The sequence below is a fragment of the Marmoricola sp. Leaf446 genome (assembly GCF_001424755.1).
Taxonomy (GTDB): domain Bacteria; phylum Actinomycetota; class Actinomycetes; order Propionibacteriales; family Nocardioidaceae; genus Marmoricola.
In genome coordinates this window covers 118,723-134,493 of record NZ_LMRF01000006.1, presented here as the reverse complement: position 1 = coordinate 134,493, position 15,771 = coordinate 118,723, and the positions used below count along the sequence as shown (strand labels likewise).

The window sequence follows — 15,771 nt, the reverse complement described above, 5'->3', positions numbered from 1 at the left end:
GTAACCCCTCGTAGACAACGTTGTCATCGGTCGGACGGCACGCATCAGGCGTCGCGCCACCGAGGACCACCCCGAAAGGACCTCTCGCGATGCTGAACTCCCTGCGTCACCGACGCACCCTCGTCTCCGCCGTGGTCGGGGCCTCGTGCCTCGCGATGGCCGCCTGCGGCAGCAGCGGGGGTGGCAGCGGCTCCGACAGCGGCGACGTCGGCGTCACCCTGATCACCAAGAACTCCTCCAACCCCTTCTTCGTGACCATGCAGGAGGGCGCGAAGAAGGCCGGCAAGGCCGACGGCGTCAAGATCACCACCGCCGCGGGCAAGGAGGACGGCGACGAGCAGACCCAGATCGCCGCCATCGAGGACGCCATCGCCCGCGGCGACCAGGGCATCCTGATCACCCCCAACGGCCCCGGCGTGAACCCCGCCATCGAGAAGGCCCGCGACCAGGGCCTCTACGTGATCGCGCTCGACACCCCGCCCGACCCGGCCGACACCGTCGACGTCACCTTCGCCACCGACAACTTCAAGGCCGGCGAGCTGATCGGCGAGTGGACCAAGTCGCAGCTCAAGGGCGAGAAGGCGACCATCGCCATGCTCGACCTGTTCAACGACAAGATCATCTCGGTCGACTACGACCGCGACCAGGGCTTCCTCTCCGGCATGGGCATCGACACCAAGGACGAGAAGAAGAACGGCGACGAGGACGCCACCGGCTCCTACGACGGCGGCGACTACGAGATCGTCTGCAACGAGCCCACCACGGGTGCCGAGGACGGCGGGCGCACCGCGATGGAGAACTGCCTGACCAAGAACCCCGACATCAACGTCGTCTACACGATCAACGAGCCGGCGGCCGTCGGGGCGTACGGCGCGCTGCAGCAGGCCGGCTCCGAGGACGGCGTGCTCATCGTCTCCATCGACGGTGGCTGCGACGGCGTGAAGTCGGTCGAGGACGGCGTCATCGGCGCCACCTCGCAGCAGTACCCCGTGCAGATGGCCGAGCTGGGCGTGAAGGCGATCAAGAAGATCGCCGACGGCGGCAAGGCGCCCCAGCCCACCGAGGGCCTGGACTTCTACGACACCGGCGTCCAGCTGGTGACCGACACGCCCGCCGAGGGCGTGGAGTCGATCGACACCGCCAAGGGCACGGAGCTCTGCTGGGGCTGAGCCCCGGCACCGACCCACCACCCCCACTCGGCCAGGGAGGCCACGTGAGCACCACCAGTCCCGCCACACCCGGCGCGGAGACCCCCGCACCACCTGCCAACACCGCGGCGGAGCAGTTCGCCAAGCGCCGGCGCTCGCCGGCCCAGCGGGTGCAGCACGTGCTGCACGCCTACCCCGCGATCAGCCCGCTGCTGGTGCTCGTCGTGTCCTTCCTGGTCTTCACCTACCTCAACCCCAACTTCGGCACGCTGCGCACGCAGTCGCTGATCCTCCAGCAGGTCGCGGTCGTGGCCGCCCTGGCGGTGGGGCAGACGCTGATCATCCTCACCGCCGGCATCGACCTGTCGGTCGGCGCGATCGCGATCCTGGCGATGCTGTTCAGCGCCAAGCTCAGCGCCGACGGCGGTCTGCCCGGTCCCCTCGCGGTCCTGGTCGGCATCGCGGTCGGCACCGCGGCGGGGGCGATCAACGGCCTGCTGGTCACCCGGCTGCGGCTGCCACCGTTCATCGTCACGCTCGGTACGCTGTCGGTGTTCACCGCGATGGCGCTGCTCTACTCCGGCGGCCAGAGCGTCCAGGCCGGCGCCATGCCCGACCTGATGGTCTGGACGGGCGAGATCGTCAACCTGGGCGGCCTGCGCATCACCACCGGCGTCTTCATGGTCGTGCTGCTCTACGTCGTGATCGGGTTCGTCCTCAAGCAGACCACCTGGGGCCGTCACCTGTACGCCGTCGGCAACGACGCCGAGTCCGCCCGCCTGGTCGGCATCTCGGTCAACCGAGTGCTCCTGAGCGTCTACACGATCGCCGGCCTGATCTACGGCATCACCGCCTGGATCCTGATCGGGCGAGCCGGGGCGGCCAGCCCCAACGCCGCGGCCGACGCCAACCTGGAGTCCATCACCGCCGTCGTCATCGGCGGCACCAGCCTGTTCGGTGGCCGCGGTGCCCTGCTGGGCACGCTGCTCGGCGCCCTCATCGTCGGCTACTTCCGCACCGGCCTCTCGCTGGCCGGCGTCGACGACCAGTGGCGGGTGCTGTCCATCGGCCTGCTCGTCATCATCGCTGTCTCGATCGACCAGTGGATCCGCAAGGTGCGCGCATGAGTGCCCGCCCCGCGTCCGCACTCCTCACCCCCATCCCGGAGGCCCTGTCATGACCGCCACCACCCCCGAGACCGACGCCGGTCGCCAGGACGGCCGCGCGCCGGTGCTGTCGGCCCGCGGGCTGGTCAAGACCTTCGGCCGCGTCGTCGGCCTCGACGGGGTCGACTTCGACCTCTACCCCGGCGAGGTGCTCGCCATCATCGGCGACAACGGCGCCGGCAAGTCGACGCTCATCAAGGCCGCGACCGGGGCGATCGTGCCCGACGCGGGCGAGGTGCGGCTCGACGGCGAGGTGGTCAGCTTCAAGCGTCCCCAGGACGCCCGCGAGGCCGGCATCGAGACCGTCTACCAGACCCTCGCCGTGGCCCCCGCCCTCGACATCGCGGCCAACATGTTCCTCGGCCGCGAGATGCGCCGGTCCGGCCCACTCGGCTCGGTGTTCCGGATGCTCGACCACAAGGGCATGCGCGAGAGCGCGGGCAAGTCGATGGCCGACCTGGGCATCGGCACCCTGCAGAACATGGCGCAGCCGGTGGAGACGCTCTCGGGCGGCCAGCGCCAGGCGGTGGCCGTGGCCCGCGCCGCGGCGTTCGCGACCAAGCTGATCGTGCTCGACGAGCCGACCGCCGCGCTGGGCGTCAAGGAGACCAACCAGGTGCTCCAGATGATCGAGCGGGTCCGCGACAGCGGCCTCCCGGTCATCCTGATCAGCCACAACATGCCCAACGTGTTCGAGGTGGCCGACCGGATCCACATCCAGCGCCTGGGCCGCTGCGCCGGCATCATCACGCCCAAGACCCACACGCCGAGCGAGGCGGTGGCGATCATGACCGGCGCGACGACCCTGCAGGACACCCCCGGCAGCGTCCGGGGCTGAGCCCTCCGGGGAGCAGACCGCCCCTGCTGCGGCGGGCTAGCGGCCGACGGCGTACCCCTGCATGCCGCGGGGGTTCGCCGCGGCCGCCAGCAGCCCGGTGCGGGGGTCGCGGGCGACCGCGCACATCCGGCCGAGCGACCACGGCCCCTCCCGGGTGACGACGTGGCCGCGTCGCTCCAGCGCCTCGAGGGTCGCGGGGTCGACGCGGTCCTCGGCCGAGAGCGACGCCGGCGCCATCGTGCGCGGGTGGAACGAGCCGGGGAAGGCATCGGTGTGGAACATCGGCGCGTCGACGGCCTCCTGCAGTCCCTGGCCGCCGACGAGGTGGCGCAGCAGGAACAGCGACTGCCACTGGTCCTGCTGGTCGCCGCCGGGCGAGCCGCACGCCAGCACGGGCAGACCGTCGCGCAGCACCAGCGTGGGCGTCAGCGTGGTGCGTGGCCGGGCGCCGGGGACGAGCGAGGCGGGCAGTCCCGCGTCGAGCCAGAACATCTGCGAGCGGCTGCCCAGGCAGAAGCCGAGCTCGGGGATCGTGGGGGAGGACTGCAGCCAGCCCCCGCTCGGGGTCGCGGAAATCATGTTGCCCCAGCGGTCGACGACGTCGAGGTGGCAGGTGTCGCCACGCGTGGCGCCGTCGCGCTCGACGGTCGGCTCGCCGGTGGTGACGTCGGCGGCGCGGCCGGTCGCCTCGCCCGCGAGCAGGCGGCGCACGTGCCCGGCCAGCCGCGGCTCGAGGCCGCCGGGGGAGCCCGGTCGCAGCCCGGCGTCGGCACGCTGCCCGACGAGGGCGGCCCGATCCGCGACGTACGCCGGGTCCAGCAGCTGCTCGACCGTGACGGGCGCCGCCTCGCCGAACCACGCCTCGCGGTCGGCCATGGCCAGCTTCCACGCCTCGACCACCGCGTGCATGCCGAGCTCGGTGTCGGGGTCGAGGACGTCGGGCCCGTGGGTCTCGGCCAGCCGGTCGAGCACGGCCAGCACCTGCAGCAGCGCGGGCCCCTGACCCCAGAGCCCGGTCTTGGCGACCTGCACGCCGTGCCACTCCATCACCGTCGCCGGCTCCCAGGTGGCGCTGTACGCCGCCAGGTCGGAGCCCCGCACCAGCCCGGGCAGCAGCTGTCCGTCGGCGTGGCGGAACCGGCGGTCGGCGAACGCCTCGACGGCGTCGGCGACGAACCCCTCGCCCCACTCGCGTCGCGCGGCCTGCGCCTGCGTCGCGACGTCGTCGCCGGCCGCGCCGGCGACCTCCACGAGGCGCTCCAGCACCGCGGCGTACGCCGGGTTGGTGAACGGCTCGCCCGCGACCGGCACCTCGCCGCCGGGCAACCAGACCGCCGCCGAGGTCGGCCAGTCCCGCACGAACAGCTCGCGCACGCGCTCGATCGTCGCGGCGGTCCGGGCCAGCAACGGGTGGCCCTGGCGGGCGTAGCCGATCGCCGGCTCCAGCACCGTGGCCAGCGGCAGCGAGCCGTGGTCGCGCAGCAGCAGCAGCCAGGCGTCCACCGCCCCCGGCACGGCCGCCGCGACCGGTCCGGAACCGGGCACGTGGTCCAGGCCCATCCGCGCGAACGCCTCCGCGGTGGCCGCCGCGGGCGCGGGGCCCTGCCCGCACAGCACCCGTGGCCGCGGGTCGTCGACGGTCGAGACGAGGGCGGGCAGGTCGCCCCCGGGGCCGTTGAGGTGCGGCTCCACGACGTGCAGCACGAACCCGCCCGCGACGGCGGCGTCGAAGGCGTTGCCGCCGAGCTCGAGCATCCGCATCGCCGACTGGGAGGCCAGCCAGTGGGTGGAGGAGACCATGCCGAAGCTGCCGGACAGGGTGGGACGTGTCGTGAAGGGGGTCACCCGCCCGACCCTAGGAGGAAGGGTCTGGTCATCGGCCCCGCGGTGGGACAGGCTTCGGTCCACCCACCGCCGCCACCACCACCACGACCACCAGGCGGCGACCCACCCGGGAAGGACCCACGATGCGCAGCACCATGCAGGACGTCCAGCTCACCATCGGCATGATCACCCGCCACGGCACCACCGTGCACCGGGACTCCGAGGTGGTGACGGCGACGGCCGACGGCACCCGCTCGATGTCCTACGCCGAGCTCGGCACCCGCGTCGCGCAGCTGGCCGGGGCGCTGCGCGCGCTGGGCATCGACGGCGACCAGCGCGTCGGCACCTTCATGTGGAACAACGCCGAGCACCTCGAGGCCTACCTGGCCGTGCCGTCGATGGGCGCGGTGCTGCACACCCTCAACATCCGGCTCCCCGCCGACCAGCTCGTCTACATCGCCAACCACGCCGAGGACCGCGTGGTGATCGTCGACGGGTCCCTGGTCCCGCTGCTGGCGCCGCACCTGGGGGAGATGACCACCGTCGAGCACGTCCTGGTCGCCGGGCCCGAGGCGGCCGAGGCCGATCTCGACGCGCTGCGGGCCTCCGGCAAGCAGGTCCACCTGTACGACGCGCTGCTGGACGAGCAGCCGGACACCTTCGACTGGCCCGAGCTCGACGAGCGTGACGCGGCGGCGATGTGCTACACGAGCGGCACCACCGGCAACCCCAAGGGCGTGGTCTACAGCCACCGGTCGGCGTACCTCCACTCGATGGCGATCTGGACCGGCACCGTCGCCGGCCTCGACGCCCACTCCCGGGTGCTGCCGATCGTGCCGCAGTTCCACGCCAACGCGTGGGGGCTGGTGTACGCCGCCCTGATGAGCGGCGCGTCGCTGTGCATGCCCGACCGCTGGCTCCAGGCCGAGCCGCTGTGCCGGTTCATGCAGGCCTCCCGTCCGACGGTCTCCGGTGCGGTGCCGACGGTGTGGAACGACGTGCTGGGCTACCTCGACGCCCACCCGGAGTCCAAGCCGGAGTCGCTGGGGCTGATCCTGTGCGGCGGGTCGGCGGTGCCGCTGTCGCTGCAGCAGGGCCTGTGGTCCAAGCACGGCATCGAGGTGCGCCAGGCGTGGGGGATGACCGAGACCTCGCCGGTCGCCTCCGCCGGTCGGCCGCCGCTGGGCGTGGAGGAGGAGACCGACGAGGCGTGGCACTACCGCGCCACCCAGGGGCGGCTGCTGTGCGGCGTCGAGGGCCGGATCGTCTCCGACAGCGGCGAGACGATGGCCACCGACGGCGCCGCCGTGGGCGAGCTGGAGGTGCGCGGCCCGTGGGTGACCGGCGCCTACTACAGCTCCGACGACCCCGAGGCGGGGGCGAAGTTCCACGACGGCTGGCTGCGCACCGGCGACGTCGGCAAGCTCGACGAGCTCGGCTTCATCACGCTCACCGACCGCTCCAAGGACGTCATCAAGTCGGGCGGGGAGTGGATCAGCTCGGTCGACCTGGAGAACGCGCTGATGGCCCACGAGGACGTGGTCGAGGCCGCGGTGGTGGCGATCCCCGACGAGAAGTGGGACGAGCGCCCGCTGGCCTCGGTGGTGGTGCGCGAGGGCGCGTCGCTGACGCCGGAGCAGCTGCGCGACTTCCTTGCCAAGGACTTCGCCAAGTGGCAGCTGCCCGACTCGTGGGCCTTCATCGACCAGGTGCCGCGCACCAGCGTCGGCAAGTTCGACAAGAAGGTCATCCGCAAGTGGTACGCCGACGGCGAGGTCGAGGTGAAGCAGGTCTAGCAGCGGGGTCTAGCGGACGCCCCACGTGTAGGTCTGCTTGTGCAGCTCGAGGTAGAGGAAGGGCTGGATCGCGGTCACGCCGTCGATCGGCTTGATCAGGGTGACCAGCTCGAGCAGGTGGGCGTCGCTGGTGCCGATCACCTCGACCAGCAGGTCGAAGCCGCCGGCGGTGAGCACGACGTAGGACACCTCGGGGATCTCCGAGACCGACCGCGCGACGACCTTGGGCGGCACGCCGCACACGGTCACGCCGAGCATCGCCTGGCGGGCGAACCCCATCTGGAGGGGGTCGGTGACGGCCGTGATCTGGAGCAGTCCGGCGTCCTGGAGCCGGCGCACCCGCTGCTCGACCTCGAGCTCGGTCAGCCCGAGCTCGTCGGCGATCTCGGCGTAGGGCCGGCGGCCGTCACGCTGGAGCAGCCCGACGATGGCCTTGCTCTCGGGGTCCATCCGGGCCTGCGGCGGCCGCGTCGGCGTCACCACCGACGCTCCCTCGGCCACGAGCTCACCCTTGATCACCTGGCGAGTGTCCCACCGGTCGGGCCCGGCCGACGAGGTTTCCGAGCGGTCAGTGCCCCCGGTCAGTGCCCGCCGGTGAGGGGCGCCATCAGCCGGGCCAGCCGGCTGCTGCGTCCGGTGCGCTCCTCCTCGGCGTCGGCCAGGGTCATGGCGCGGAGCCCCGCGTTGATGCCCAGCCAGCGCAGCGGCTCGGGCTCCCAGCGACGGCTGCGGTGCTGCACCCACGGCAGGTCGACCAGGTCGCTGGCGGTGCCGGTGATCAGGTCGGCGAGCGTGCGGCCGGCCAGGTTGGTGGTCGAGACGCCGTCACCGACGTACCCGCCCGCCCAGGCGAGCCCGGTCGTGCGGTCCAGCCCGACCGAGGCGGCCCAGTCGCGGGCGATGGCCAGCGGGCCGCCCCAGCGGTGGGTGAACCGCACCCCGGTCGCGGCGTCGCCGAGCTGGGGGAGCAGGTCCCGCAGGGTGCGCTCGAGGTCGTCGAAGACCCGCGGCTCCGCGTCGTACGACGGGTGGACGCGGCTGCCGAAGTGGTACGGCGCCCCGCGGCCGCCGAAGGCCAGCCGGCCGTTGGCCGTGCGCTGGCCGTAGACGATCAGGTGCCGGCCGTCGGTGAAGGTGGGCCGGTCGTGCAGTCCGATCCGGGCCCAGGTGGCCTCGTCGAGCGGCTCGGTGGCGACCATGAGGGAGTAGACCGGCACCACCGCGCGCGGGGCGAGCCGGTCGGTCCAGCCCTCGGTGGCCCGCACCACGTGGGCGGCGCGGACGGTGCCGTGGTCGGTCTCGACCAGCCCCGGCGCGATCCGGGTGACGCGCGTCCGCTCGTGGACGCGGACCCCGGCCGCCTCGACCACGCGGGCCAGGCCGCGCACCAGCCGGGCCGGGTGCACGGCCGCCGTGTGCGGCGTGAAGGTGCCGCCGACGACGCCGTCGGCGTCGAGCAGCACCCGGGCCTCACGGGCGTCCAGCAGCCGCTCGTCGTCGTCTGTGAACCCGCGGCCGTGGGCGGTGTCGACGGCCTCGCGCAGCCGCTCCAGCTGCACCGCCGAGCGGGCCAGGGTGACGGTGCCGCCCCGGGCGTAGTCGGCCTCGATGCCCTCCGCGGCGGCGACCCGGCCGACCTCGCGGACGGTCTCCTGCATGGCGCGGTGCTGCCGCAGCGCGCCGTCGTGCCCGCCCGCGGCCACCAGCGCGTCCCAGGAGGTGGGGAACAGCGCGCTGCACCAGCCGCCGTTGCGACCCGACGCGCCGAAGCCGGCGATCTCCTGCTCCAGCACCACGACGCGCAGCGTCGGGTCGGCGCGCGCCAGGTAGTAGGCGGTCCACAGCCCGGTCAGGCCGGCGCCGACCACCACGACGTCGGCCTCGGTGGAGCCGGGGAGCGAGGCCCGGGGCACGAGCGGCTCGCCGAGGGTGGCGTGCCACAGCGAGAGGTCGGCGTACGACGGCGGGCTCGGCGTCGGCGGGGTCACCTCAGCGCACGCCCCACGAGTAGGTCTGCTTGGCCAGCTTGAGGTACATGAAGGTCTCGGTCGACCGCACCCCGGGCACCGCCCGCATCCGGCGCGCGACCAGGTCGAGCAGCTCCTCGTCGCTGGCGCTGACCACCTCGCACAGCACGTCGTAGCCGCCGGCGGTCATCACCACGTAGATGATCTCGTCCATCTCCGCGAGCGCGTCCGCGACCGGCTGCACCGGCCCGTCGGCGTGGATGCCGACCATGGCCTGACGGCCGAAGCCGAGCTGGAGCGGGTCGGTGACGGCGACGATCTGCATCACGCCGGCGTCGGTCAGCCGCTGCACCCGCTGCCGCACCGCGGCCTCGGAGAGCCCCACGGCCTTGCCGATCGCGGCGTACGAGCGCCTGCCGTCCTGCTGCAGCTGCTCGATGATCGACTTGGAGACGTCGTCGATGAGACCGTTCCCCCGGGTCACGGGCCTGTCCGTCATGGGGCCATGGTGTCGTCCGCCCGGGCCATCGGCAAGCCTGAGACGCCTCATTCCGTGCTCCCGACACCTCGGATGTGACGTTTCCGTGGCGATCGTGTGTCGCCACGACGGAATCCCTTGTCACTGGGCGTGCTGTCGTGTGAAGGTGTGCCGCGGACGACGAGGAGGACCGGGTGGTAGGCAACCGACGGGCAGGCGGTGGGTCCCAGGGCCCGCTGTCGCGGCGTACGTTCCTCAAGGGGGCGGGGGCGAGCGCCTTCGCGCTGGGCAGCGTCGCGGTGCTGCCGCTGTTCGGCACTCCCTCGGCGATGCAGGACCCCCGCACGTGCAAGGCCGCCGACGTGTCGGCCCGCGCCAAGGACCTCATCGTCTCCAACTGGCCGGCCTACATCGACCCGCCGGAGAAGGACTACGTCAGCACGCTGCAGCTGTTCGAGAAGCAGACCGGCATCACGGTCGACTACACCGACGACGTCAGCGACAACGCGGAGTTCTTCGCCAAGGTGCGCAACCAGCTCGGCGACTGCCAGGCGATCGACCGCGACATCATGGTGCTCACCGACTGGATGGCCGCCCGGGTCATCGACCTCGGCTGGGTGCAGCCGCTGGAGCGCAGCAGGGTCCAGAACCTCCACGACAACCTGATCCCCGCGCTGCGCGACCGCGCCTGGGACCCCGACCGCACCTACTCCGCGCCCTGGCAGAGCGGCCTGACCGGCATCGCCTACAACGCCAAGCTGACCAAGGAGGTCGGCAGCTTCGAGGCGCTGCTGACCCGGCCCGACCTCAAGGGCAAGGTCACGCTGCTCTCGGAGATGCGCGACACGATGGCCTTCGTCATCAAGGTGACCGGCGGCGACCCCGACGACTTCACCGAGGACCAGTGGCAGGACGGGCTGGACTACCTGCGCAAGGTCGTGCGCGGCGGCCACGTCCGGGCCTTCACCGGCAACGAGTACATCCAGGACCTCACCGCCGGCAACATCGTGGCCTGCGAGGCATGGTCCGGCGACGTCATCCAGGCGCAGTTCGAGAACCCCGACATCAAGTTCGTGGTGCCCGAGGAGGGGCTCAACCTCTGGAGCGACAACATGCTGGTGCCCAACAAGGCCCAGCACCAGGAGAACGCCGAGTCCTGGATCGACTTCTACTACGACCCGAGGAACGCCGCCCAGCTCGCCGCCTGGGTCAACTACATCTGTCCGGTCGAGGGTGCGCGCGAGGAGATGGAGAAGATCGACGACTCGCTGGTCGACAACCGGCTCATCTTCCCCACCGAGGAGGAGCTGAAGGACACCTTCGACTTCATGGCCCTCGACGAGCGACAGAACCAGCAGTACGAAGGAGAGTGGTCCGATGTCACAGGTGGTTGAGGCCCCGACGGCAGGCGCCGGCGACGACCGGGGGACGGGCGGCAGGACGGGCGGCGGGCTGCACCTGCGCAGCCTGACCAAGGAGTTCGCCAGCTTCACGGCGGTGAAGTCGCTCGACCTCGACATCCCCAGCGGGTCGTTCTTCGCGCTGCTCGGCCCCTCGGGCTGCGGCAAGACCACGACGCTGCGGATGGTGGCGGGCCTGGAGACGCCCACCTCGGGGACGATCACGCTGGGGGAGCGCGACATCACCTGGGAGAAGCCCTACCGGCGCCCGGTCAACACCGTGTTCCAGAACTACGCGCTCTTCCCCCACCTCGACATCTTCGAGAACGTCGCCTTCGGGCTGCGGCGCCGCAAGCGATCGGACGTCAAGCCGGCCGTGGAGCAGATGCTCGCCCTGGTCGAGCTGGAGTCGCAGGCCCGCAAGAAGCCGGCCCAGCTCTCCGGCGGCCAGCAGCAGCGGGTCGCCCTGGCCCGGGCGCTGATCAACAACCCCGAGGTGCTGCTGCTCGACGAGCCGCTCGGCGCGCTCGACCTCAAGCTGCGCCGCTCGATGCAGATCGAGATCAAGCGCATCCAGACCGAGGTCGGGCTGACCTTCGTCCACGTCACCCACGACCAGGAGGAGGCCATGACCATGGCCGACACCGTCGCGGTGATGAACGCCGGCGTGATCGAGCAGATGGGTGCCCCGGCCGAGCTCTACGAGAACCCCCGCACCACCTTCGTGGCCAACTTCCTGGGCCAGTCCAACCTCATCGAGGGCACCGTGGCCGGCCGCGAGGGCGACGTGGTCAAGGTCGACATGCAGGGCACCGTGGTCTCGGTGCCGAGCGCCCGGGCCCACCTCGAGACCACCGCCGGCCACCGCGCGTGGGTCGGCATCCGGCCCGAGAAGGTGCTCATCGCCGAGGTCGGCGAGGTCATCGACGCCCCGGGCAACAGCATCCCGGGCGGCGTGATCAGCGACGTCAGCTTCGTGGGCGTCTCCACGCAGTACCTCGTCCGGATGCCCTGGGGCCAGGAGCTGCAGGTCTTCGAGCAGAACACCGGCCGTCGTCGGCTGTTCCGCACCGGTGAGTCGGTCGACGTCTCGTGGCGACCCGACTACGCCTTCCTGCTCGACCACGAGCAGGACGCCTCGGCGGGGACCGACCGGTCGGACCTGCCGTCGTGACCGCGACCGCGACGCGGCCCGCCGGGTCGTCCGCCCCCACTCCCGAGCCGGCCCCGCCCGCCAAGCGGCCCCGTCGCAACCTGACCGGCTACTGGCTGCTGCTGCCGGGCGCGCTGTGGCTCGCGGTGTTCTTCGTGGTGCCGTTCTACTCGCTGCTCGCCACCAGCCTCTACGACCCCGGCGGCTCGGTGCTCGAGGGCTACGACATGTCGTGGGCGTTCGGCAACTACGTCACCGCGATCCAGGAGTACTGGCGCCCGCTGGTCCGCTCGCTCTGGTACGGCGCGGTGGCGACCGCGATCTGCCTCGTGCTCGGCTACGTCCTGGCCTACGCCATCGCCTTCAAGGCGGGCCGCTGGAAGAACCTGATGCTGATCCTGGTGATCGCGCCGTTCTTCACCAGCTTCCTGGTCCGCACGCTGTCGTGGAAGCTGCTGCTGCGCGACGACGGCTTCGTGGTGGACACCCTGCAGTTCCTGCACGTGCTCGGCGCCGACGGCCGGCTGCTGGCCACCCCGGTCGCGGTGATCGCCGGCCTGGTCTACAACTTCCTGCCGTTCATGGTGCTGCCGCTTTACGCCAGCATCGACAAGATCGACCCCCGCCTGGTCGAGGCGGCCGGCGACCTCTACGCCCGCCCGTTCGTCGGCTTCTTCAAGGTGACGTGGCCGCTGTCGCTGCCCGGCGTGGTGTCGGGCACGCTGCTGACCTTCATCCCGGCGGTCGGCGACTACATCAACGCCCAGCTGCTCGGCAGCCCCGGCCAGCGGATGATCGGCAACGTCATCCAGAACCTGTTCACCGACGCCGGCGACTACCCGGTCGCGGGCGCGCTCTCGGTGATGCTGATGCTGCTCATCCTGGTGCTGGTCCTGGTCTACGTACGCCGCGCGGGGACGGAGGAGCTGCTGTGAACGGACCCCTCCAGCGACTCGGCCGGTGGGTCGGCTCGCACCTCGTGCTCGCCGGCGGCCTGCTCGTGCTGCTCTACATGTTCGTGCCGATCTTCGTCGTGGTGCTGATGAGCTTCAACGACCCCGACAGCCGGCTGATCTACCGCTTCGACGGCTTCACGCTGAAGAACTGGGCCAACCCGTGCGCCGCCGACGGCATGTGCGGCGCGCTGAGCCGCAGCATCCAGATCGGGCTGCTCGCCACGGTCGTGGCGACGCTGCTCGGCACGCTGATGGCCTTCGCCCTGGTGCGCCACCGCTTCCACGGCCGCAGCGCTGCCAACCTCGGCATCTTCCTGCCGATGGCCTCGCCCGAGATCGTGATGGGCTCCTCGCTGCTGGCGCTGTTCGTCGCGGCGGGCTTCGGCGGTCGGCTGGGCTTCTGGACGATCCTGATCGCCCACATCATGTTCTGCCTGTCCTTCGTGGTGGTCACCGTGCGAGCACGGCTGGCCGGGCTCGACGACAACCTCGAGCAGGCCGCGATGGACCTCTACGCGACCGAGGTGCAGACCTTCCGGCGGGTGACGCTGCCGCTGGTGTTCCCGGGCATCCTGGGCGCCGCCCTGCTGTCGTTCTCGCTGTCCTTCGACGACTTCATCATCACCAACCTCAACGCCGGCAACACGACCACGTTCCCGATGTACGTCTGGGGCGTGGCGCAGCGCGGCGTACCGATGCAGGTCAACGTGGTGGGCACCGTGATGTTCCTGGTCTCGGTCGTCATCGTCGTGGCGGTGGAGGTACGCCGCCGCCGGCAGGAGCGGGTGCTCGCCGGGTGACCCACCCCTCCGTCATCGCGGACGCGCTCCGCGACGCCCGACCGGGCGCCTACTGGCTCGACGACCCCGCCCGCCCCGACGCCCTGCCCGGCCTCGACGGCCCGGCCGCGGCCGACCTCGTCGTGGTCGGCGGCGGCTACCTCGGCCTGTGGACCGCGCTGCGGGCAGTCGAGCGCGACCCCGGCCGCTCGGTGCTGGTGCTGGAGGCCGAGACCTGCGGCCACGCGGCGAGCGGCCGCAACGGCGGCTTCTGCGAGGCCAGCCTGACCCACGGCTTCGGCAACGGGATGGCGCGCTGGCCCGACGAGATGTCGGAGCTGCTCGAGCTCGGCCACGAGAACCTCGACGGCATCGAGCGCACCGTGGCGGCGTACGACATCGACTGCGACTTCGTCCGCACCGGCTCGCTCGCGATCGCCAACGAGCCGCACCAGGTGGAGTGGGCCGAGGGCGAGCACGCGGCGATGCAGTCGATGGGCCTCGACGTCGCCTGGCTCGACCAGGACGCGCTGCGGTCGCGCATCGGCACGGCCACGGGCCTCGCGGCCTTCCACGACCCGGGGTCGGCCATGCTCGAGCCGGCCCGGCTGGCGTGGGGGCTGCGCGCGGCCTGCCTGGCGCGCGGCGTACGCATCTGCGAGGGCACGCGGGTGCTTGGTCTGTCCGCCAGCGGCTCCGGGGTGGCCCTGTCCACAGAGGCAGGCCCGGTCGCGGCGCGCCACGTGGTGCTGGCGACCAACGCCTACCCGTCGCTGCTGCGGCGGCTGCGGCTGATGACCGTCCCGGTCTACGACTACGTGCTGATGACCGAGCCCCTCACCGCCGCGCAGCGCGACGCGATCGGCTGGCACGGGCGCGAGGGCTACTCCGACGCGGGCAACCAGTTCATCTACGCCCGCACCACCCGCGACGGCCGGATCCTGTGGGGCGGCTACGACGCGGTCTACCACTACGGCAGCGGCATCCGGTCGGCGTACGAGCACCGTGCGGCGACGTACGAGACCCTCGCGGAGCGGTTCTTCACCGTCTTCCCCCAGCTCGCCGGCCGCGACGCCGTCGACGGGGGAGTGCGCTTCAGCCACCGCTGGGGCGGCGTCATCGACACCTGCACCCGCTTCGCCGCGTTCTACGGCACCGCCATGAAGGGCCGCGTCGCGTACGCCGCCGGCTTCACCGGCCTCGGCGTCGGCGCCACCCGCTTCGCCGGCGACGTCGTCCTCGACCTCCTCGGCGACCTCGACACCCCCCGCACCCGCCTGGAGATGGTCCGCACCAAGCCCGTCCCCTTCCCTCCCGAGCCGATCCGCTGGGCCGGCATCGAGGCCACCCGCCGCTCCCTCGCCGCGGCCGACGCCAACGGCGGCCGGGAGAACCTGTGGCTGCGGGCGACGGGTGCGCTGGGGTTGGGCTTCGACAGCTGAGGTCGGACGCGCTAAGGCAAATCGGTGCTGTCGCATGTCGCTGCCAAGAGCCCGATGATCGGGCTGAGTCGCTCGCTACTGAGCCCGATCCTCGGGCGAAGCTGTCGCTACGCGTCGATGCCGCGGTCTAGGCATCAGCCCGCCGCGGGCGGCAGACTCTCATCGCGACTGACGGCGAGGCCATTCAGCGTGGTGCGCGGGACGGGCTTGGCCTCAACGAATCCCATGTCGATGTTTGTGCCCGGCGTCGAGACGCCGCCGGTTTGGAACAGGCACTCAAACGGACCCAGCCACGACAACATGAACGCCCATTTTCAGCGACATCAGCAGCCCTGCACCTTGAAGCGCGGCGCGTGTGCCGCCATGAGGGGGCCGGCCCACCTCGAACTCAGGTGGGGGTCACCCTGGGAACGTTCTCCTGTCCCTTGAACAGATGAAACTGGCTCTGTATCTCCAGTCGTGCACAATCGCCGAGGTGCCCCGCAAAGAGGATGAGGCGGGAAACCTCAGCCCTGTTGGCGGCCTTTGACCTGTCGTTGCTTTCCACGTTGGTGCCCTGGCCGTGTAGACGGTTGCAAATCGAACGTGCCTCCTCGAGCAGTTCCATAGCGCGGGAGAAATCCAGTGTTGCGGGAGAGGTCATGTGAGACTCCTGTGGTTGCGGAACGGAGCGTTCAGACGCGGTGCCGACTGCATCGATGTGCCCGGTCTGAGCGCTGGTCGAGATCAAGGAGGGTAGGGGGACCCGTGGGGGCACGTCACTCGAATGGTCGGAAGATCTGGCCGTCTTTAGCCGATCGCGGCGGGCGACACCTGGATGGCCA

General features: G+C 71.5%; 14 protein-coding genes. 9 read left to right on the top strand and 5 right to left on the bottom strand.

What is annotated here, in order from left to right:
• The first annotated feature begins 89 nt into the window (after positions 1-89).
• From ASG49_RS15275 to ASG49_RS15265, 3 genes are read left to right on the top strand one after another with little or no spacing between them, the layout of a single operon-like run.
• Positions 90-1,169 carry a substrate-binding domain-containing protein gene (locus ASG49_RS15275; RefSeq protein WP_056543445.1) on the top strand — a complete coding sequence of 360 codons (1,080 nt, stop codon included), beginning with the start codon at positions 90-92 and terminating at the stop codon, positions 1,167-1,169.
• 44 nt (positions 1,170-1,213) lie between these two features.
• The gene (locus ASG49_RS15270; RefSeq protein ID WP_056543442.1) at positions 1,214-2,275 is read left to right on the top strand and encodes an ABC transporter permease; all 1,062 of its coding nucleotides are present in this window, start codon (positions 1,214-1,216) and stop codon (positions 2,273-2,275) included.
• Positions 2,276-2,324: 49 nt separating this feature from the next.
• Positions 2,325-3,152: an ATP-binding cassette domain-containing protein gene (locus ASG49_RS15265; RefSeq protein WP_056543439.1), complete on the top strand. Its 828-nt coding sequence runs from the start codon at positions 2,325-2,327 to the stop codon at positions 3,150-3,152.
• 36 nt (positions 3,153-3,188) lie between these two features.
• On the opposite strand, the gene ASG49_RS15260 is transcribed toward ASG49_RS15265, so the two are convergent.
• Positions 3,189-4,997 carry a gamma-glutamyltransferase family protein gene (locus tag ASG49_RS15260; RefSeq protein ID WP_369814236.1) on the bottom strand — a complete coding sequence of 603 codons (1,809 nt, stop codon included), beginning with the start codon at positions 4,995-4,997 and terminating at the stop codon, positions 3,189-3,191.
• A 122-nt stretch (positions 4,998-5,119) separates the two neighbouring features.
• On the opposite strand from ASG49_RS15260, the gene ASG49_RS15255 reads away from it, so the two are divergent.
• Complete coding sequence (locus ASG49_RS15255; RefSeq protein WP_056543437.1) at positions 5,120-6,772, top strand: long-chain fatty acid--CoA ligase; 1,653 nt, start codon at positions 5,120-5,122, stop codon at positions 6,770-6,772.
• A 9-nt stretch (positions 6,773-6,781) separates the two neighbouring features.
• On the opposite strand, the gene ASG49_RS15250 is transcribed toward ASG49_RS15255, so the two are convergent.
• The 3 genes from ASG49_RS15250 to ASG49_RS15240 all read right to left on the bottom strand — a co-directional run bounded on the left by ASG49_RS15250 (position 6,782) and on the right by ASG49_RS15240 (position 9,238).
• A complete protein-coding gene (locus ASG49_RS15250; protein WP_235562119.1) occupies positions 6,782-7,291 on the bottom strand; it encodes an Lrp/AsnC family transcriptional regulator in 510 nt (169 codons plus the stop codon).
• A 62-nt stretch (positions 7,292-7,353) separates the two neighbouring features.
• On the bottom strand, positions 7,354-8,760 hold the full coding sequence (locus ASG49_RS15245; RefSeq protein ID WP_056543434.1) for an FAD-binding oxidoreductase: 1,407 nt from the start codon (positions 8,758-8,760) through the stop codon (positions 7,354-7,356).
• 1 nt (position 8,761) lies between these two features.
• Complete coding sequence (locus tag ASG49_RS15240; protein ID WP_056543430.1) at positions 8,762-9,238, bottom strand: Lrp/AsnC family transcriptional regulator; 477 nt, start codon at positions 9,236-9,238, stop codon at positions 8,762-8,764.
• A gap of 173 nt (positions 9,239-9,411) precedes the next feature.
• Here ASG49_RS15240 and ASG49_RS15235 point away from each other — a divergent pair, with 173 nt between their 5' ends.
• From ASG49_RS15235 to ASG49_RS15215, 5 genes are read left to right on the top strand one after another with little or no spacing between them, the layout of a single operon-like run.
• Positions 9,412-10,611: a PotD/PotF family extracellular solute-binding protein gene (locus tag ASG49_RS15235; protein WP_056543428.1), complete on the top strand. Its 1,200-nt coding sequence runs from the start codon at positions 9,412-9,414 to the stop codon at positions 10,609-10,611.
• On the top strand, positions 10,595-11,791 hold the full coding sequence (locus tag ASG49_RS15230) for an ABC transporter ATP-binding protein (protein WP_082534187.1): 1,197 nt from the start codon (positions 10,595-10,597) through the stop codon (positions 11,789-11,791). Before ASG49_RS15235 ends, ASG49_RS15230 begins: the two co-directional genes overlap by 17 nt.
• Positions 11,788-12,705: an ABC transporter permease gene (locus ASG49_RS15225; RefSeq protein WP_056543426.1), complete on the top strand. Its 918-nt coding sequence runs from the start codon at positions 11,788-11,790 to the stop codon at positions 12,703-12,705. Before ASG49_RS15230 ends, ASG49_RS15225 begins: the two co-directional genes overlap by 4 nt.
• The gene (locus ASG49_RS15220) at positions 12,702-13,526 is read left to right on the top strand and encodes an ABC transporter permease (protein ID WP_056543424.1); all 825 of its coding nucleotides are present in this window, start codon (positions 12,702-12,704) and stop codon (positions 13,524-13,526) included. The genes ASG49_RS15225 and ASG49_RS15220 overlap by 4 nt, the downstream gene beginning before the upstream one ends.
• Positions 13,523-14,947 (top strand): FAD-binding oxidoreductase, encoded by a 1,425-nt coding sequence (locus tag ASG49_RS15215; protein WP_056543420.1) that lies wholly within the window; start codon positions 13,523-13,525, stop codon positions 14,945-14,947. The genes ASG49_RS15220 and ASG49_RS15215 overlap by 4 nt, the downstream gene beginning before the upstream one ends.
• 388 nt (positions 14,948-15,335) lie before the next feature.
• Here ASG49_RS15215 and ASG49_RS18720 read toward each other — a convergent pair whose 3' ends face one another.
• Complete coding sequence (locus ASG49_RS18720) at positions 15,336-15,590, bottom strand: hypothetical protein (protein WP_156384376.1); 255 nt, start codon at positions 15,588-15,590, stop codon at positions 15,336-15,338.
• Positions 15,591-15,771 lie beyond the last annotated feature (181 nt).